This window comes from Bacteroides ilei (assembly GCF_900128495.1).
GTDB lineage: Bacteria > Bacteroidota > Bacteroidia > Bacteroidales > Bacteroidaceae > Phocaeicola > Phocaeicola ilei.
Genome location: NZ_LT635801.1, coordinates 765320 through 785884, shown reverse-complemented (window position 1 = coordinate 785884; position 20565 = coordinate 765320). Strand labels below are relative to the sequence as shown.

Annotated in this window: 10 protein-coding genes; 9 read left to right on the top strand and 1 reads right to left on the bottom strand. The window is 44.0% G+C overall.

Translation table 11 applies throughout. From position 1 onward, the window contains the following. Window positions 1-253: 253 nt before the first annotated feature. The 8 genes from BQ7489_RS03300 (at window position 254) to BQ7489_RS03260 (ending at window position 19026) form a co-directional block, all read left to right on the top strand. A complete protein-coding gene (locus BQ7489_RS03300) occupies window positions 254-1393 on the top strand; it encodes a site-specific integrase (RefSeq protein WP_071150144.1) in 1140 nt (379 codons plus the stop codon). A gap of 138 nt (window positions 1394-1531) precedes the next feature. Further along, window positions 1532-2302, top strand: coding sequence for a hypothetical protein (locus tag BQ7489_RS03295; protein ID WP_071150145.1), 771 nt, complete (start codon window positions 1532-1534; stop codon window positions 2300-2302). A gap of 198 nt (window positions 2303-2500) precedes the next feature. Then, a complete protein-coding gene (locus BQ7489_RS03290; protein ID WP_083381012.1) occupies window positions 2501-2875 on the top strand; it encodes a helix-turn-helix domain-containing protein in 375 nt (124 codons plus the stop codon). After that, window positions 2853-3953 (top strand): AAA family ATPase, encoded by a 1101-nt coding sequence (locus BQ7489_RS03285; RefSeq protein WP_071150147.1) that lies wholly within the window; start codon window positions 2853-2855, stop codon window positions 3951-3953. The genes BQ7489_RS03290 and BQ7489_RS03285 overlap by 23 nt, the downstream gene beginning before the upstream one ends. A 95-nt stretch (window positions 3954-4048) precedes the next feature. Beyond that, window positions 4049-4936, top strand: a complete 888-nt coding sequence (locus BQ7489_RS03280; RefSeq protein ID WP_071150148.1) for a toprim domain-containing protein — start codon at window positions 4049-4051, stop codon at window positions 4934-4936. Between the two features lie 410 nt (window positions 4937-5346). Then, window positions 5347-8316: a DUF8202 domain-containing protein gene (locus BQ7489_RS03275; RefSeq protein WP_071150149.1), complete on the top strand. Its 2970-nt coding sequence runs from the start codon at window positions 5347-5349 to the stop codon at window positions 8314-8316. 19 nt (window positions 8317-8335) lie between these two features. Next, complete coding sequence (locus BQ7489_RS17270) at window positions 8336-18274, top strand: Tle-like phospholipase domain-containing protein (RefSeq protein ID WP_071150150.1); 9939 nt, start codon at window positions 8336-8338, stop codon at window positions 18272-18274. Then, the gene (locus BQ7489_RS03260; RefSeq protein ID WP_071150151.1) at window positions 18271-19026 is read left to right on the top strand and encodes an ankyrin repeat domain-containing protein; all 756 of its coding nucleotides are present in this window, start codon (window positions 18271-18273) and stop codon (window positions 19024-19026) included. The genes BQ7489_RS17270 and BQ7489_RS03260 overlap by 4 nt, the downstream gene beginning before the upstream one ends. A gap of 154 nt (window positions 19027-19180) precedes the next feature. Here BQ7489_RS03260 and BQ7489_RS03255 read toward each other — a convergent pair whose 3' ends face one another. Continuing rightward, window positions 19181-19615, bottom strand: coding sequence for a hypothetical protein (locus BQ7489_RS03255; RefSeq protein ID WP_235817101.1), 435 nt, complete (start codon window positions 19613-19615; stop codon window positions 19181-19183). 91 nt (window positions 19616-19706) lie between these two features. Here BQ7489_RS03255 and BQ7489_RS03250 point away from each other — a divergent pair, with 91 nt between their 5' ends. Continuing rightward, on the top strand, window positions 19707-20480 hold the full coding sequence (locus BQ7489_RS03250) for a hypothetical protein (RefSeq protein ID WP_071150152.1): 774 nt from the start codon (window positions 19707-19709) through the stop codon (window positions 20478-20480). The last annotated feature ends 85 nt before the right edge of the window (window positions 20481-20565 follow it).

Genomic DNA, 20565 nt, shown 5'->3' with positions numbered 1-20565 from the left:
TGTTTATTTTATGACAAATCCATGCTTTTAGTGTATAAATTATAGAAATTTATTAATCGACAAATAATACAAAATAATTGAACACTTTTATTATTCACATGAATTATCTATCATTCAGGGAATTATAATATATTTTATTCCGCATATCAGAATGTGATCCATGGTTGATTTCAAGGAATATTTTGTTTCTTATTTGTTTCTTTTTGTCAATTCTAATCGTTAACTTTGTTATATAGACAACAGAATATGTCCTATGGCACGAGTGAAAAAATCAACAAGGGTAAAAGAACCTGTCCGGCTCCGGATGAAGGCACTCACAAATGGGAACTACAGCCTATATCTGGATATATACCATAACGGGCAACGCTCTTACGAGTATTTGAAAATGTATCTGATACCAGAAACCGATAATAATGCCCGAAACCAAAATCAGGCTATATTGGCAGCTGCTAATAAAATCAAGACAAAGCGAATAATTGAATTAGCCAATCAGGAAGCAGGAACAGGCAATAATTCCCTGAAAGCAATATCTCTATCTGATTGGATGAATATCTATAAGAAAAATCAAAAAGAAAAAGGGAAAAAGGACAGTGAGCAAATAAAAGTTGCCACGCGGATCCTTGGCGACTATGTACAAACACCAGTTTTATTGGAACATATTGACAAGGAGTTCTGTCAAGGATTCATTAATTACCTGACTGAAAAGTACCGCCCGAACGGAAAAAACGTATCGAACTATACACTATACAATTATTACCGAGTCTTTAACAGTGCACTAAATGCCGCAGTACGAGCCGGCCATATAAAAGTGAATCCTTTTACTCAAATAAGTTCTGACTGCAAGATCCATAAACCTGAGTGCAGGAGGGAATATATGACGTTAGATGAAATACGCACACTGATAGCAACTCCAATGAAAAATAGAGAAGTGAAGAGTGCCTACCTGTTTTCTTGTTTCTGTGGACTCCGTATCGGCAATATACGTGAACTGAAATGGAGTCACATTTATATTAACAACGGACAATATCATTTGAAGATGGAAATACGAAAAGGCAAATCCCCCATCCATATTCCTTTATCTTCAGAGGCGGTAAAATGGATGCCTGAACGCGGGCAAAAGAAAGCCGATGATTATGTTTTCGACTTGCCTTCAACTGTCATGATCAGCCTGCTTATCAAATCCTGGGGCAAGGCAGCAGGAATACAAAAAAAAATAACGTTCCAGACAGCACGTAATACATTCGCTGCTATGATGCTCACACTAGGAGCCGATCTTTATACAACGTCCCAATTACTTGGGCTCTCAGATATAAAGATGGCTCTTGAGTACGCAAAAATGATTGAGCAGCGTAAGGGACTGGCAGTAAATTTGACCAACGGATTATTTGAATGAAAAAAAATAAAATGACACTATAATTCTGCAAAAGAAAACCTCAAGTTATGCTCCAGTCATATAAAAGGCTGGAGTAAAATCAATTATAATATCGTTTAACTTAATTCAAAGTTTCTATTATGAAAAAAGATTTAGGCTATTGCCTTCTCTCTTTTTGGGAAAGGCAAACACGTGAACCATTTCGTAACAGTAGAAGATGTTGCTAACGAACTGTGCACCCTGCTACAGGAAGCACAAAAGGTTTATTTGCAGGAAGTACTGGAAAGCAGCAAACAGTACTCGCGCTATGTCGATGATTTTGTAAACAGCCATCGTTACATAGAATGTGACGATGTTGCTTGCAGGAATTGTCATGAAATGAATATTCACATAGTGAAGATTCTGTTGACAGAGTATTCTGGGATCGTAAGAAGTTCTTTTACTCACGGTACATTATCATTTGAGAAATGCATGGAACTTAAACAGATGTACGATTCATCAGTTCCGTCGAAAACAACTGAGGCACATAGTTTGAGCACTCTCATGCGTACTCCTCCCCCTTCTTTGGGATGCAATATTACAGCAGAACAGATGGTATGTATTACAGCTTGCGCTGATACCTACCATCTGTTTTGTGTTTCTACACTTACCATCAAGGATATGCAGAATCTTCTTTATTGTGAAAAAGGGTTCTGCATACAAGTAAATAATATCAGGCTTTTGGCCATTTTGTTTGATGCCCTTTTGGAAAACAGATTTATCCAGTTAAACTGGCAATCCATCCTTAGCAAAGGGCATTTTTTACGTTCAAAAGACGGTAAAAGATTCGTTTCCGCTTCCAGTCTTTCTTCCGCATTATCTGCGGCAAAGAACAATATGACTTCCGCTGCCTACAATATAAGGGAGGCAATAGAAAGACTGAGAAAATGACAAGAAAAGACTGAAATGAAAGAATGTGAAAGGTAAAAGCGTGATAGTAGCAGTGATACGTGTTTAGTATCACGCAATAAATTCGGTATCAGAGAATACAGATTGTACCTTTATCCTCCGTTAGCGCGCCGCTCAACGGAGGAACATTCTTATTGTCAAATTTTAAAAAGTTATTATATGTCGAACAGAACAACACTCATGGAACGGTTGAACAAACAGCTGAGTGAAATGGAAGCTGCTATCAAAAAGCTGGGACCCATAGAAGGAATCCTGGAGCGTATGAACACACTTGAAGACAGTATCTATACGACAAAGAATGTCTTTACATTCAAGGAAGCCTGTGTCTATATCGGTGTATCGGAAAGTCTGCTCTACAAACTTACCGCCAACAAAGTAATACCCCATTACAAGCCACGTGGAAAGAAAATTTATTTCACAAAAAAAGATCTGGACAACTGGCTGTTGCAGAACTACGAACCAGCAGCAGACGAAGCCATGCATTTAGCTACTGAAATATCTGCAACACAACCATTAAAGAATCACAATCAATATGGAAGAAGAAAGAAAAACTAATTACACATCCGGTGGAGATCTTGACATAAACCAGCTATCAGAGATGCTGTCAGCCTGCCAGATCAAGGTAACAGACACATACGAAACCCCTCCACAAATAATCTGGATAGACAATTCGACAATAGCCACGCTTGGAAATTTCAGTGCATCAACAGGTAAGGCAAAATCAAAAAAGACCTTTAACGTATCTGCCATCGTAGCCGCTTCACTAGCCGGCAAGCAAGTGTTGAACTACCGAGCCCATTTACCTGAAGGCAAACGTAGAATACTGTATGTAGACACCGAACAGAGCAGATACCATTGTCACAATGTACTTGAGCGTATTCTAAAACTAGCCGATATGCCTACAACAGCCGATAACGATAATCTTGATTTTATCGGTCTGCGAGAATATTCTCCGTCATTGAGGATACAGATAATTGACTATGCCTTACAACAAAAAAGAGGATACGGGTTAGTCATTATAGACGGAATACGTGACCTCATGCTGGATATCAACAGCACCAGCGAATCAGTGGAGGTTATCAATAAGATGATGGAATGGTCATCAAAATACGATCTGCACATCCACTGTGTCCTACATCTCAACAAAGGGGACAACAATGTGCGCGGACATATTGGCACAGAGATGAGCAATAAGGCGGAAACAGTTCTTGTAATCAGCAAAAACAATGAAAACCCTTCTGTCAGTGAGGTGCATGCTTTGCACATCCGTGAAAAAGAGTTCCAGCCATTTGCCTTTACCATAGATGACAACGGACTCCCGATTCTTGCAGAATGCAGTACCTCACCGGATAAGCCGAAACCCAGACAAAGGTCGAGTTATACCGAACTCAGCATTGAGCAACACCGAGAAGCCCTGTCAGCTGCCTTCAATGACAAACCTATCAAAGGATTTGAAAACATGCTGCAGGCTTTGATGGTCTCCTATGAAGGCATCGGCTTCAAACGCGGACGCAATGTCATGGTCAAATTATTGCAATACCTGACAGACAACCTGAAACTGATTATAAAACGAGACAAACTTTTCTATTATGACATGAGCAAAGCCGAAGCCATGCTTTTTGATGAAGAATGACGGCGGCCGGTTCTCTATATAATTCAGTTTAATTTAGTATCTATATATAAAGGAAATAAACCAAACTAAACCGAAAGGTAAAACAGATAAACAATATGACCATAGCAGAAGCAAAACGATTATGCATCGTGGACTACCTGGCATCGCTTGGGTATCATGCACAATGTGTAAAATCCGGACAGTACTGGTACCGGTCTCCATTCAGGCAAGAACAGACACCTTCATTCAAGGTAAACAGCCGGATCAATGAATGGTACGATTTCGGAGCAGCAACCGGCGGTGACCTGGTGGAACTGGGAAAGCATCTGTACCAGACAAACAGTGTGAGTGAGGTGCTGGCCAACATAGAGCAACATGTAAAAGGAACTGTCATACCACACATCCGTTTGCCTAGTCCAGTATCACAGCCGATAGAACCGGAAATCAGCAATCTGATTGTGCTTCCACTCAAGAACCATGCCTTGCTTTCCTATCTTAGGACTCGACTTATTAATACAGAAGTGGCAAAAATGTTCTGCAAGGAGATACACTATGAACTGAGAGGGCGAAAATATTTTGCCCTTGGCTTCAGAAACCAGTCAGAAGGATTTGAAATCCGGAATCCATATTACAAAGGATGCATCAAAACCAAAGATATATCTATTATCAGACACCGACATGACGAAATACAATGCCATGTTTGTATATTCGAGGGTTTCATGGACTTTCTTTCCTACCTGACACTGAAACAGTCCGACAACAAAGAGGTCTGTATTGACTTTCCCTCTGATTACCTTGTCATGAATTCAGTCAATAATCTGAAGAAAACTCTGGGGGTCATAAATGACTACCAACAAATCCATTGTTACCTTGACAACGACATGGCAGGGAAAAAGACGGTAGAGACAATCTCTGGAATTTATGCAGAACACACTAGCGACGAATCATCAAGATATTTCGAATATAAGGATCTGAATGATTATTTACGTGACAGAAAAATGTAATGTGCAATTATCACTTTTTTTTCAAGAGCCCTCCTTAAAAGTGGGCTCTTATTTTTTTAACCAGCAATACGGCCATCCCCATGCAATATAACAATACTTTTCAGATTTTATAGAATATAAACTTAATATTAAAAAATTATAAATCAATAAAATTTAACATCAAAATATTTTGTCACGAAAATATTATATATAAATTTAGACGGGGTTAGGGGAGAATCAACAATCTATTGTCAGCCGGACACTCGATATAGCCGGCATATTATCCCCTATTAGAAAGTATGTATAGTCCATCAGCCTCTTTGCGAACAAGCACTGAAAGTGGCATCCTCTCGATGAGTTCAAGTCTGAAATGATTTGAAACTTTGCTTTTCTACAATGCATTTTACAATTACACAACAAAAACTTTACCCATGAAAAAGACTTTACTAATTCTATTAGGAATTGGAGCGTTGCATGCACATGCACAATCGCCTGGTGGTGTAAATGGAACCGATCTTTGGTTCAAGGCATCACCGGTGACATCCAACTTGCAAGGGTACTATCACTGGCTGGATCATTCCGGCGATTCCGTGAGACTTAACCAACGCAGGCTTGGCAGTTCAGTACTTACAGAATTTACACAGTCACGTGCCACATTGCATGCTATCAACTTTCATCCAGCATTCAACCTATCAGAGGGTTCGTTCGGTAAGTCTGCCCATCTGAAGTATTCCAACCTGTCACAAGCGACCGTTTTCGGAGTATTTGCTCCTTTATCGACAAGCAGCAATAAAGACATGGTATTATATGCCATCAACGGCCGCAAAGGCTCCGGTACCGTATTTACGAAAGATAAAGCAGTCCGTACACAAGGAACTGACCCGCTTGACTACGGAAGTGAAAACGGAGAAGATCTGGTATATTCGTCTTCCGATTCGCTGTCTGAAGATGAGTTCAAGGAGCAATCACCCCGTATTGCGACTTACCTGAAAGCCGACAGACCGAACTTCAATCTGTGGGGAGAAGACAGCCAAACCGCCATATCTTTTGGCAGTGCATATTCATCAACAGATACCGATTACAGCACTTCTTTTGACGTATCATCCTTCGGAAATGAGAAATTTGACGGCTACACACCAGAATATATTGTTTACAGCCGATATCTCACTCCCATAGAAAGGAGAAAAGTGGAAAGTTATCTGGCTGTAAAATACGGTATAACATTAAACGGATCATATCTCGACAGTGAAGGGAACCTGATATGGGACAGGGACGAATACCGGCCGTATCATAACAGAGTGGCAGCCTTTGGCCAGGATGTGAATGGAGAACTCATGCAGCCGCTATCTTCCACTTCTTACGAAGAAGCCCCTGCCTACTCGTCATTAAAAGAGAACGACAGTTATTATCAGTCCAATTCATACAATCTCCCTTCAGCTGCGCACCTGCTGGTTATGGGACGAGAATATGGCAATACGATGCCGGATAACAGCTATGTATTCTGGGGAGACGATGATGCCCAGACATCAACCTATACCGCACCGAATGACACACTGTGGCATATCATGAACCGTACCTGGCTAGTAAAAAGCAATATGCCGGCAAGCGCAGACAGCCTCATGGCCAGATGGACCGGAAACGGACTTGATGTAACGAGCGAAGGATTCCTGGACGATATTACCCAAACAACTGCAACAGCAGGAGCATACGCCATAACCCCAGCTATGCCAACAGGAGGAGGAGCAATGGAGTTCAGATGCCCGACAACACATCCGACCTTTGATATCGGTTTTACCGCCGGTGGCAATGAATGTGTCTATGGATTCAGAATCGGCAATAACGGTTCTGTATATACCATCAATAACGGGCAGGTATCTTCCGGAACTGTGGCAACCGGAGTCAGCGGAAGAATGCTTTCAATCCGTCGTGAAAACGGCTATCTGTTTCTCCGTATAGACGGCTCAGGCAGCGCCAACTACACTATGGCCGCACCTGATACTACGGGAACATCAAACGGAATAATCCGGACGCAATCGGCTGAAGTACCCCTGTCTATTATCTCTCTACGTACAGGAGGTATCGGCGATACCGGGAACCAGGCAGAGCTCAGTTATAATCTGACAGCCGGAAGTGAATTTGCCGACTACTGCCGTAAGCGCACTGTCATGCTCATAGATCCTAGCGGAGAAGGAACGTTCGATCCAGAGAACATGATAGTAGTGAGATGTTCAAAACCTGACATAGCCAGAGGAAAGACCATATTCCATAATATATTCTGGGATGCTGACGGCAGCGGCAGTGACATGTTCACCTTTGCCTATTATGATGGTCTGGATATTGAGGCGGAACCAACCCCTTCCAGCTGTGAAAACGGAGTGCCGCAGAACGACGGTTCGATAGAAATCGGAGTAAATATAGGCACCCCTGTGTATAACTATATCTTGTCGGTAGATACTGTGGCAGGAATGGAACACGGTACCACAGTAGCAAGCGGAACATTTATAGGTGACACACACCGGATTGACAGCCTTGCCCCGGGAACCTATACGCTTTCCGTCACACAAGGAGGTGGAAATGATATCTACGGCAGCGGAAATGCGCTATACACCAGCTATTCGCACGATACACATACCTATCTGTCCGGTGAAATTACATGGACAGTAGCTGAAACCAACTCCAACTATCGTGTGGGACTTGAGCCTGCTCTTACCGACGAAATCACGCAATACGGTTTTGACGTACGCGGCAACAGAGCACATATCATATACGACGGTTATACCAGCATAACACAGTATGCCACGATAAAAGAGGGTGATGTACTGAGCGTTTCGGTGGGTAGTATGCAAGTGGTTTACCGTGTGAACGGTGTGGTATTCCATCGTGAAACGGTCTGGTCACTCCGGTCATGGCGTTTCTGCATCAAATACGGAACCGGAGAAACACACATTACCAATCTTACGGTAAACGGTAAGCCGGTTGAATCATTTGCAACTTCCGGAAGCGTACAAATTGAAACGCCAAAGTCGAATACCGTAAATCTGACCGTACATGTGGGCAGCGAATGTGACGATACACTCCCTAACGGTACGGAGGAAATGAGGGAAAAACAGAACTTTGAAATCCAGAACGGCAACAATACTGGAAACACAGAGCACAACAACCTCATTGTCAATGAAAAAGGTAATGCCACACGAATTTATGATGCGGTACTGGAGCGTGACATAACGTCATCAGCAACACTGATTGTCTTTGATGCATCGGGCAGAATGATAGAAAATAAGGACATGGAAGGTGAATCCGTGAAAAATACAGAATTCAGGGTGCCTGGTCCAGGTGTCTATATCATCAAAGTCCTTACAGCAGACGGCAAAGAGTTTACAAGAAAAATTATTGTAAAATAACGACTAAAGCAACAATATTATGAGAAGATCACATATAATTGCCACGGCAGCCCTGGTACTGGCTGTCGCCGGCTTTGCCACATCACGGCATTTTTCGGACCACTCTCCTGATACTGTGTCCGGAAAAGGATATCAGCCAACGGCACCCGTTGCTGAGCAAAATGACCAGATGTCTGAAAAACATGGCAACATAACCGCAGGTTCGCCATCTTCCGACCCTGAGAAATCCGAAACTCCAGCATCAACTCCAATGCTGGTAATAACCTCGGAGCAAAGTATAGGCCATATAGGAATACCGGAAGGAAAAGCTTCGGACAATCCTGAGGACAACCTCTTTGAAATAGAACTGGCTGAAAATATTGCAGGCAACAAACGGGTATGGCTGGCATACGACCTGTATGGTATCAGCTCCGGGAACGGCGTAAGCAAGAGTATCAATGACCGGCCCGCTACAGGCGGTTACCATGCTGTTGTAAACAAAGACTGGACTACAGTCCGCGAAGAAATCAATCCTTCATGGTTACATAAAGGCACCAACCGCATTCTGTTCACAGCCGTGGAAGGAATGCCCGCATATTCCGTACGCAATTTGCGAATAGAAACAGCAGATGGAAATGATGAGAGCATATCTCTTGCGCTCATGCCTATAGCCTATGAGGGAAAAACATATATCCACGGTTTTACAGGCAATGGCATCCATACCGTGAAAGCCGAAAGCGAACCGCTTAATCTGACCGACGGTGAATTTGAAGGAATGGTCAGCGCCAAATCTGGAAAGGTAACCATCACAGCGTCGAAAGCCGACGGAAGCATAGCTACCAGAACATTTGCAGTAAGCGACGGAGGGAAAGCCGATTTCAGCCGTAAATATACTGCATATACATCAAGACCTGTAGCCAAGCTTTTCAACAAGGAAACCGCAGACAGCATCAGCATCAGCGGAGGAAAGCTGGTTGTAGGAAAAGATATATTATTGAGTGACAGAAGACTGTCGGTCAACTCATTGCGTGACATTGATGTACCGGCTCTGGACTTCGGCATGACAAATGTCACTGCTGAAAGTGAAGGCTACCGTTTCCTGCCTCATGGTAACCATTTCGCAGGTGAAGGCGCTACGGTAAAACTGAAATACGACCGGACAAGAATACCTAGCGGATATACCGAAGATGATATCAGAACCTACTATTTTGATACCGATACCCGTCACTGGGTAGCTCTGGAAAGAGTGGAAGTAGATAAGGAAGCTGCCTGTGTGGTATCAAGGACAACCCACTTCACGGACATGATAAACGGTGTCATCCAGGCACCCGAGTCTCCGGAGACTGAAGGGTTTGCCCCTACGATGATGAACGACATCAAGGCGGCTGATCCGACTTCGAAAATCAACGTGATAGCACCTCCGGCAGCCAACAGCCGGGGAACCGCCAACCTACAGTATGCCTTTGAGATGCCTCCTGCCCGAAACGGCATGACACCTTCGCTCGGCATCCAGTACAGCAGCGAGGGCGGTAGCGGCTGGCTGGGAGAAGGCTGGAACATGCCGGTACCGTCCATCACACTGGACACACGCTGGGGTGTACCACGCTACGACACGGAAAAGGAAACGGAGACCTACCTGCTGTCGGGAGCCATGCTCTCCACCATGGATGAAAATGGAACCATGGGTGTGGCCCACCGCGGCGAAAAGATGAGCCGAAAGGCCGACCGGCAATTCTATACCCGACAGGGCGGCGACTTCGCCCGTATCATCCGCAAGGGAAACTCGCCAACGGAGTACTACTGGGAAGTGACCGACAAACAGGGAGTGAAATACACCTATGGAGGCGAGGACGCCGTGCTGAAAGGCACTATAACGGACGCTACCGGCGCAACCCGGGAAGTGATTTCCGAATGGAAACTCGCACGTGTGGAAGAAACCCACGGTGACTATATAGAATATGTATATGAAACGGCCGACGAGGATGTACGTGGAGGCCTGAAGGCAAAGGCCATCTACCTGAAAGAAGTACATGCCGGTAACGCCGGACAGGAACCGCATACGGTTATCGTATTTGAGGGAAACAAGGTAAAACAACTGAAATCGAACAATGCACGTTACGGATTCCTTACCTCGTCCAACCGCCTGCTGGAGAAAGTCACTGTAAACTTCCTCGGAGAGGAGCTGAGAAGCTATGCCTTCACCTACAAGGATGGTGCCTTCTTCAAGGAGGTTCTGGAAAGCGTGAGGCAGTTTGACTCCGACAATCAGGAAGTAGCCTTCCAGACATTTGACTATTATGACGACGTACAGTCAGGCAACGGCTATGTACCGTTCCAAAGCAGCAGCGAGACATGGAACCTCCATGACGACGGTCTGGATGCAGGATTCATCAATCCATTACAATCTTTCGGTACATTCAGTGACCGTCCAACAGCTTTGGGTGGAACAACCAGTTCTTCTATCGGTGGCTCGTTCTATGTCGGTGTCGGACCAGATGACCAAAGCCCTTCAACAAGTTCTACAGCCGGTGGATCATTCAACTACAGCAATGACCAAACAAAAGGACTATCCACATTTGTAGATCTTAACGGCGACGGCTTGCCTGACAAAGTTTTCCGTCAAGGTGGGGCTGTCTATTACCGTCCTCAATTAAAATCGTCAAATAACAGTTCAGTAGAATACGGAGCAGCGATTAAAGTCATAGGTATTTCAAGCTTCTCGACCAGCAGCAGTAATTCTTACTCAGGAGGAGGTGACGTAAAAATCGGTTGGGGTGGAATAGTTGGAACTGCCGGTTCTGACAATTCAAGAACCAATACCAAGACCAAAGAATACTTCTCTGATATCAACGGGGATGGGCTGATAGACCTTGTGTCAAATGGGAAAGTGTATTTCAACCATTTGGAGTTTGACGATAACGGGAACGCTATCCCGACATTCACTCTTAGCAGTGCAGATACTCCAAGCCCAATCATATACGACCCAAATAACATAGACAAAACAATCGGTGCCGTTGATCCAGAGGAACAAGCGGAGCTTATCCGAACCTCCCCCATGGTTGATATGGTACGTGTATGGCGTGCCCCGTACAATGGTATTGTCAATATTACCGGAACAGTTAATCTGATTCTTCCTTCAGGCGACTATGATGCCAACGAGTATGAACATGCTGACGGAGTAAGAGTAGCCATACAGTCAGGGGGTACGGAACGCTGGAATAAAACAATATCCAAAGGGGATGCTACTGCATATCCTGCGAATGTAAATAATCTTACCGTTCAGAAAAACGATAGGATCTATTTCCGTGTACAGTCCGGTACAAATGAAATGAGCAATGGCTCATTTGACAATGTTAACTGGTCACCAGTTATAACATATACAGGAGTCAGTCATACAACGCCTGACGGATATACGTCCAACATATACAAACCAGACGAAGGAGCAGTTTACTATGCATCTTCATCAGCTATGATTGATGAAGGAAACAGCATTGTATCTGTTTCCGGTAAATTTGTAAAACCGGTTACATCTGACGATGTTATCCTCAAGGCTTTTGCGTCCAATAATAAAGCAGATGGAGAAGGAAATGCGAATCCTAACTATCAGGAAAAAGAAGTTTTTGCACGAACATTTGCATGGAACGAAGAGTTTGATGACAGTCTGAAGTTCCAAATCCAGAATCCGGACTTGTTCACCAACTTCCGCTTTGAGATTTCAGCATCCTCAAACGTCAGATGGGAAGACATCAAATGGCAACCGATAGTTATTTATAAGGATTCAGACAACAATGAACAGCAATGGAATACCAGTGCTGATATGAAGCTATATACCAACCATGTATTCACTGCTGAACCTTACGCATTTGCAGAAGAAGATTCATTATTGTCCATCAAGCCAATTTTAACATTCAAACCGTTAGTCAATTATAACGGAAATGTCACTCTGACAGTCAAGGGAATAAACAAACTATTTGGGAAACGCTCTATCCAGATTAATACACAAGAATCTGTAACGGACTCCATTATCATAAATCGCAGTGAGATTGAGGGTGATACGGTATGGTTTGAAATCTTTTCCAACGACACTCAATTGTCAGATAAGCTATTGCAAGCTTCTGTTTCAATAGACAATCCACAAGACACTCTATCGTTAGTAATCCCGAAAATAATCGCTGTCAATTTATATACATCGGAAAACTCTACTGGATTCGGACCGCTATATCGCGGCTGGGGAGGATTCACATATAATACAGCAGAAGGCAGATATGCAAATCCCATCAATGAGTCCTTGCTCAATCTGCCTGAAGATGAAAATGACCAGATAGATCCATTGACATGGGCTTTCACTCCCGTGGGGACTGACCTCAATACCCTTGACAGGTGGAGTGGACAGAGGCCAGAGATATATCTTACAGCTTCGGAAATGGGAACTGCCCGCCTGACTGAGCAAAACGTAGTGTTGACCAATCCATTTGACGAATTAGGAGATGTGGCCGCACTTACCGGAGATTGTCTGCAAGGAACCGGAGCAGCAGCCATAACTCAGGAAGTAATCAGTACAAGCACAGTCACACAAGTGGGACTTGTAGGAATCACCAGGAGCGAAGCATCAGGTGGAAGTACAACACGCTCCACTATGATGGACATGAACGGAGACGGTTATCCTGACATCATAGCCAACGGAACAATCCAATATACCAATACGTTAGGTGGTATAAGCGGAGAACGATATTCCGGTATTGGAACAATAAGCAGTACCAACGAAGCAACCACTTGGGGAGCAGGAAGTGCTCCTGTCATATCTGCCAGTATGACGGTAGGACACATAGCCGGATGGAAACGCGCTTCAGAAACCCAGAAATCAAGCGCAGACTCAAAAGCAAGTGTCAACGTCTCTCTTGGTATTCCGCATAATGAAGATCATAGTACAGAAAGCTTTGTAGATGTAAACGGTGACGGTCTGCCAGACAAAATACAATCGGATAAGAAAGTTCGTCTGAACTATGGGTATACGTTCTCTGAACCTATTGAATGGGACATTGACCGCATACAAGGCGGTGAAGCAACTTCCATCAATGTAGGAGCAAGCGGAACGGGCGGTGAAAATCCATTTAAGAATAAATTCAAAAATCTGGAAAGCGGTTCTACGAGTTTTGCCGGAGGATATAATATGGTCACCACACAGAATGGTGAGCAGTATAATCTGATGGACGTAAACTCTGACGGCCTGCCAGACAAGGTATGGGTATCAGGAGAAGGCATCATGGTAGCCTTCAACATAGGAAACGGATTTACAGAAGCGATTTCGTGGGAAGGTGCAACAGCCCTGAACAAATCCGCATCAACTTCCGAATCTGGCAATGTGGCCTTTACAGTAAACGTCACTCCGAAAATCATACCTATCAAGTTTTCTGTCAATCCGAATGTGTCACTGAGCAACAGCATCAGCCGCGTGAACTACACGCTGCAGGATGTGGACGGCGACGGATATCTTGACATCGTGGAATCTGACAAGGAAAGCGAACTGAAGGTGACCCGTTCGGCTATCGGGCGCACGAACATGCTGAAATCGGTAGTGAATTCACTGGGAGGAACCTTTACCCTCGACTATGAACATACAGACCCGACCTACGGACTGCCGGGCGGTAAATGGGTAATGTCGGAACTGACAGTGGACGACGGTATCCGCGATGACGGACCGACAATGACCACCGCATTCGAATACCGCAATGGTCGGCGTGACCGCCATGAACGTGAGTTCCTCGGATTCGGTGAAGTAATAACCAAGAACCTCGACACGGAACAGGGCAATGCGCTGTACCGTCAGGCCGTGGAAGAATACGACGTGGCCAACTATTATGTACAGGGGAACCTGACCAATACTTCCGTACAGGATGCAGCAGGCAACAAGTACACCGAAACCAAGAACGAATATGACGGCTACTATCTGACAGCCAACGGTGACGACTACACCTTTACGGCACAGAGCAACCTGTGCAGCGACCGTGCATCGGCGTTCGTACCGCTGCGCTACACGGCCAACCTGCAGTATGAAGGTACAGCTGACGGCATGATCACTTCGGAAGCATGGAACGAATACTACCTGACCGGCCACCACGGCGAGCTGAAATCGTACAAGTACAGTGACAAAGGCACACTCGGTGAGGACGGAAACGGCAGCTTCGACTACCAGACTGCCATCCAGTACACCTCCAACAGTACCAAGAACATCCTCGGTCTGCCCGTGAACGTGACCGTAACCGGCGGAGACGGAACGGTATATCACAATGTATCGGCCACCTATAATACGAACTATCCGAACCACCTGACGCAGATAACGCAGCAGCTGGGCAACGGAACAGCCGTGACCGACTACAAATATGACGCATACGGAAACATCACGCAGAAGACCCTGCCGGAGAACGCCGAAGGACAGCGCATGTGGTACAAGTACCGCTATGAGCCGGAAATGAACATGTACGTGGAACGCGTAGAGGATGCATTCGGCTACCGAAGCGAAGCGGGCAACTTCGACTACCGCTACGGTATCGCCCTGGAACGCCGCGACCTGAACAATTTCTATTACGAAACCGACATCGACAATCTGGGCCGTATTACCGGCGTGCGCGGACCAAACGAACTGGCCACAGGTGTGCCTTATATCATCGCATTTGAATACCAGCCCAAAGCCACCTTCAATGAAAACGGCATCACTGCCCCGGCATACGCTGTGACGAAGCACTACGACATACAGCATCCTGAAGACGACATAGAAACAGTGACATTCGTTGACGGATTCGGGCGTGCGGTACAGGTGAAGAAGGACGGCACAGTGACCGACGTGGCGAACGGCAGCGCATCAAGCGCCGAGAACGTGATGATAGTAAGCGGACGGAACGTGTATGACGCATTCGGACGCGTAGCGAAGACCTACTATCCGACCACGGAGCCACTGGGAAACAAAGCTGCCTTCAACAAGGCCTTTGACAATGTGACCCCGACTATCACAGCCTATGACGTGCTCGATCGTGCCATCAAGGTAACTCTGCCGGACAATGCAGAGACAAAGACCACATACAGCATGGAAAGAAGCAGCCATGCATTGGTGACAAGCGTGGAAGACGCACTGAACAATGTGCAGACCATCCATACGAGCGGCAGCGGAAAGACGCTGAAGAGCATACAGGAAAGCGGTCCGGACGGAGCCATAGTTACCACATTCGGATACGACGGCATCCAGCGACTTGTACGTGTAACAGATGCTGACGGCAACGTGACGACCTCGACGTATGACATGGGCGACCGCCGCACGGAGGTGAACCACCCGGCCAGCGGAAAGACCACATTCACCTACGATGCACTGGGCAACGTGACAAGCAAGCAGACAGCCAACCTGGCCAAGGAAGGCAAGTCGATAACCTATGACTACGACTACAACCGACTGACGGGCATCAACTATCCCGACCATCCGGAGAACAACGTGAAGTACTACTACGGCGGACGCAACGCCTCACAGAACCGCATAGGACGACTGATGCTGCGTGAGGACGGGACAGGTGCCATAGAATACTTCTACGGCAAGATGGGCGAAGTAACCAAGACCCGACGCACTATGATCGTGCCTAACCAGGCCATCGCCACCTACGTGACACAATGGACCTACGACAGCCACAACCGACTGCTGGAGATGATCTACCCGGACGAAGAGAAAGTGACCTATACGTATGACCTGGGCGGACAACTTACGAACGTACACGGATACAAGTCGTACGGATATGACTATGTGAACCGCATAGGATATGACAGATTCGGCCAGCGAACGTACATGAAGTACTGCAACGGAGCGGAGACATTCTACACCTACGACCCGCAGCGTCGCAGACTGCAGAACCTGAAAGTAAATGCCGGAGGCAATACCATCATGGACAACGCCTACACGTATGACGCAGTGAGCAACGTGCTGAGCGTGGCAAACGGAGCAGCCCTGCCACAGAGCGGCAAGGCCGGCGGACAGATGAGCCACAGCTATACCTACGACGCACTATATCGCCTGACAGGCGCAACCGGAACCTACACGGGTGCAGACAGCAAGGCGGCAAGCTACACACTGGCAATGGGCTACGACAACATGCACCGCATCACCTCGAAGAGCCAGCACCTGACACAGGGCAACCTGCAGTTTGACGGCACACTGAACGTGGGCTATGACCTGACGTACACCTACGGACAGGAAGATGGAAAGAAATTCCAGCTTGACAACGTCAGTGACGTGAACTATCGCACGGAAGTCACTCCGAACGAAAACCAGAAGACCCGCAACAGCCATGCCTACGAGTATGACGCGAACGGAAACCTTGTTTACGTAAATACCGGACGCACAAAGAAGGACGGAACGACAGACGAGAAAGCCCATGAGCGCAAGCTGAAATGGGACGAGGAGAACCGTCTGCTGGCCTCTGACGACGACGGATTCGTGACCAACTACTGGTATGACGCAGACGGCGAGCGCACAGTGAAGACCAGCGGCGAGAGCGAGCAGGTATATGTGAACTCAGAGTTTGCCGGCGGACGCACCAACACGGCCAAATTCTCACTCTACGTGAGCCCTTATCTCGTGGCAAACCAAGGCGGACGCTACACCAAGCACATCTATATAGGCAGTCAGCGCATTGTATCCAAGATAGGTGACTTCGCATCCTACGGCTCGGACCCGAGACGCATACAATATGCAGGAAGCGAGGCAGATGCCATATCTGTGGACTATGCCGGAAAATATTCGGCTCAACAGGAGGCAATCAAAGAAAATTATGTTACCTTTGAGGTGCCGTACAACGGAACGGACAACAACGACTATGTAAACGGTGAGGGATTCTGTTGTGACGACGGCTCGATGGAAGCAGCCCAGACACGTGCCATGGCAAAGGCACTGGAGGACAACTTCCAGGAAGGCGACGTCTACGAGAATCTGCAGTTCTACTACCATTCCGATCATTTGGGTAGCAGCAGTTACATCACCAACCTGGATGGCGAAGTGGTACAACACATAGAGTACGTGCCGTTCGGCGAAGTGTTCATTGAAGAGCGGAACAACATTTGGAATACGCCTTACCTCTTCAACGCGAAGGAATTCGACGAGGAAACAGGACTGTATTACTACGGTGCAAGGTATTATGACCCAAGAATAAGTCTTTGGATGTCAACAGACCCGATGCAAGAAAAATATCCCAATTTTAGTAGCCTCTGTTTTACATTTAATAATCCACTTAATTATATTGACGACCATGGATTTGAACCTACAGATGTAGAAGCTTTAGCAATGGCTGAAGATGCGTATGCACCTGGTACTAATAAAATACCTGGAAATTGGCGATATATACGTAACACTAAAAATTTAGGAACAGGATTTCGAACATCAAATGAAGAAACAGGATTCCAATCAGCGTTGTATGGAAGGTATGATGACAAAACTGATACTTACACTGAATTTGTTTACGCGACAGCAGGAACAAAATTTGATAGTTATAAAGATTGGAATAATAATGTCAAACAATTATTTGGAAAATCAGAACAATACAATCAATCTGTTAGTAATGCTAGATTGTTATCCCGTTCCCAAATGATTTCCGACAAAGAATTAACATTTGTTGGACATTCTTTAGGTGGCGGACTAGCAAGTGCAAATGCTTTGGCAACAGGTAATCCTGCTATAACATTTAATGCCGCAGCACTAAGTAATAGTACAAAAGAAACTCTAAATTTATATTATAAGCCCAATATAACCGCTTATATCGTAACTGGAGAGATTGTTGACTATTTGCAAAGCTTAATAAATATGCATGCAGAAGGCAATAGGGTATATTTACCTGCAAATTATTGTCCGAAAATACCGTTTACAAAAATAGACGATTTAATACGTTCAGGACAAAGGGTAAAGAATCATACGCTTTCTACATTAAAAGAAAAAATTATTAGGAAATGAATTTGGCTACTTTCATAAGGCTTGCATTTTGTTGTATTTTGGCGGCTTCTTGCCGTCAAAATACAACGAATATAACATTTTATAATGTTGAGTGTTATAAAGGTACTGCGATAGAGAATTTCGCAAAACTTGTAGATAGAGAAGATACTACTCAAATGAAACTATATATTCATAAAAAAAAATTAAATATAGACACCCCTGATGCTATTTTCGGAAAGCCTCTTTTAATGTGGACTATATTCAATAGAAAATATAAAGCATTCAGATGTCTTTTAGAACTTGGAGCAAATCCAAACAGTATTTGCCAAAATGGCGACACTCCTCTAATACTGGCAGCTGGTTTGATTGACGATAATTATAACTCGGATCCAAGATTTATTACAGATTTATTAAATTTTGGAGCAAATCCCAATATTGTAACTTTAGATTCAACAACAAGTTTAAAGAAAAATCCATTATTTATAGCTGTATGCACTTCATTGACTTATACAAAAATACTCATAGAACAAGGGCATGTATCCCCTTATATGGAGATTAATGGAGAATGTATCCTTGATTATCCCGTCGTTTTAGAAAAACTTGATATTGTAGATTATTTATGCAATGAAAAAGGGATGTCACTTAATAGGCGTATTACCATATATGGAAAAGACGACAATAGAACTCTGCTTGATTTACTCAAAAATAAAGATTATCCTCCAAAACACGAGTTCTATAAATTGCGGCAAAAATTATTGAATACATATGATTAAATGAAAGTCAATTTGAAAATCTAGAAAACAAAAAGAGGCAGATTGCCTCTTTTTGTTAACATCATTAAGACACGCAACAGCCACGCCTACGAGTATGACGCGAACAAAAAACTCGTTTACGCCAACACCTGAGAAGTTTCAATATCTTATAGAACTAATTAATTAAAGTTTGATAAGGAATTAATTCGTAATATTCTCTGTACATAAAGGGGTCACCAAACTCTCCAGTTCTATCATAGAAAGAAAACTTTTTTTCGGTCAATTTGTCTATATCCCAATAATGATTACCTCCGAAATATATAGTACTGAAACTAGGGTCTCCAAAAGTCCATCTTCCATTATATTCAGATTTTTTTTCTTCTCCATTTTGATTTGTTACTATATCAGTTCTCTTATAAATTCCGTTTCGGTTAAAATTGTATGTCGTTTGTCCTATTTCATCGTTCTCTGTTTTATATGTACTTGTAGACCAAGTGATGTCACAAATAAGTGAGATAACACTTTCTTCTTCGTAAGAATAATATCCATTTCTTTCAATGCAGCTTATAAAAAGAAATGAGAACAGTATAATTAAGATTTTTGCTTTCATTGCTATAAAAAAATTGAATTCCATGCAAATATACGAAAAAAAAATGTATATTTGTGGAAAATACAATTCATTAACCAAAAACGGAGGTAATATGAAAAAAATTAGTTCAATCGCATTGGGAGTTCTTGCAACTCTTGCAGTATGTTCATGTAGTGATAATGAGGTTATGGAACCTGTTGTTAGTAACACTCAGACTGACATGGAAGTCATTTCCCGATTTGTTGATGTAAATGAAACAACAAACGAGTATTACATTAACGAGAACAAGAAAACAAGAGCCTTATCTTACGTTACAGGTTCGGATTGGCAAGATTTAGAAAAAGTTAGTCCGTTAAGTCTTGAAAAGTATGAGTCCGAATTGAAAGTGTTAAATGCACAAGTAGCAGAGGCCATCGCAAATCCTAATACAGCCTACATGGTATTCTCAGTAAATGGAAAGACATTGGTTAAGAAAGTAAAAGAAGATGCCGGGTTTGACTTTTCTGTAGCGAATGGTGTAACTGCGCAAACTAGAGCTATTTATCCAACCCTTAATATATTCGGAGGATCTCCTGACGCATCCACTGGAGTTTTTTATGATTCAAGTAGAACATTAATAATGGATGTTGCTGTTAATAACAGCATTACATTCAATTATTATTTCTTTGAAGTATTAAATCCAAACGCAAAACCTAGTCCGGACGATAATATATTAACACCTGAAAGTGTAGCGTTCAGTGGAACGGGGCCGTTATGGAACACAAGATTTACTTGGACTTCATATTGGGATGCAAATGTTCCAAATAAAGGATTTAAATGGGAATTTAAGGGAAAAGGGACAACTCCTTCTTCCGGTTATATAGCACAATGTACTTTTAGTAAGTGATTAACTTATTTATATTATTTGTGGGAGAGTCTATGTGCTCTCCCTTTTTTGTGCTTAACATATTGCTCAGTAATATTAGATTCAA

Coding starts and splice junctions, on each gene's coding strand:
- BQ7489_RS03255 (WP_235817101.1), bottom strand. CDS start 19,615: ATGAAAGCAAAAATCTTAATTATACTGTTCTCATTTCTTTTTATAAGC.
- BQ7489_RS03285 (WP_071150147.1), top strand. CDS start 2,853: ATGGAAGAAGAAAGAAAAACTAATTACACATCCGGTGGAGATCTTGAC.
- BQ7489_RS17270 (WP_071150150.1), top strand. CDS start 8,336: ATGAGAAGATCACATATAATTGCCACGGCAGCCCTGGTACTGGCTGTC.
- BQ7489_RS03300 (WP_071150144.1), top strand. CDS start 254: ATGGCACGAGTGAAAAAATCAACAAGGGTAAAAGAACCTGTCCGGCTC.
- BQ7489_RS03250 (WP_071150152.1), top strand. CDS start 19,707: ATGAAAAAAATTAGTTCAATCGCATTGGGAGTTCTTGCAACTCTTGCA.
- BQ7489_RS03290 (WP_083381012.1), top strand. CDS start 2,501: ATGGAACGGTTGAACAAACAGCTGAGTGAAATGGAAGCTGCTATCAAA.
- BQ7489_RS03275 (WP_071150149.1), top strand. CDS start 5,347: ATGAAAAAGACTTTACTAATTCTATTAGGAATTGGAGCGTTGCATGCA.
- BQ7489_RS03260 (WP_071150151.1), top strand. CDS start 18,271: ATGAATTTGGCTACTTTCATAAGGCTTGCATTTTGTTGTATTTTGGCG.
- BQ7489_RS03280 (WP_071150148.1), top strand. CDS start 4,049: ATGACCATAGCAGAAGCAAAACGATTATGCATCGTGGACTACCTGGCA.